We start from the raw sequence: 222 nt of genomic DNA on the forward strand, positions 1-222 counted from the left end.
CGAAGTCTTCCGACAGCATTTTGGCATTTCCCTCACCCGGAACGGCCGTCTTCCGTCCCGAGGAGCCATAAATGCCGGTGTTTTTCCGGGCATAATCGCACCCTCTCATATAGTGCCAGGAGCTGATGCCGTTGCTATACGCCAGGCCGGACCAAGTGCCTACCAGTACCTGGTCTTTTTCCGTACAGGCCAGAACATTGCAGATATTGGAAGGCAGCCCGT

The 222-nt window shown here is 55.4% G+C and carries 1 protein-coding gene; it reads right to left on the bottom strand.

The annotated features are described in order from the left end of the window. On the bottom strand, nt 1-222 hold a 222-nt coding region (locus tag HJW02_RS13325), incomplete at both ends, for a hypothetical protein (RefSeq protein ID WP_208050729.1).

Source organism: Akkermansia sp. GGCC_0220, assembly GCF_017566105.1.
Taxonomy (GTDB): domain Bacteria; phylum Verrucomicrobiota; class Verrucomicrobiia; order Verrucomicrobiales; family Akkermansiaceae; genus Akkermansia; species Akkermansia massiliensis.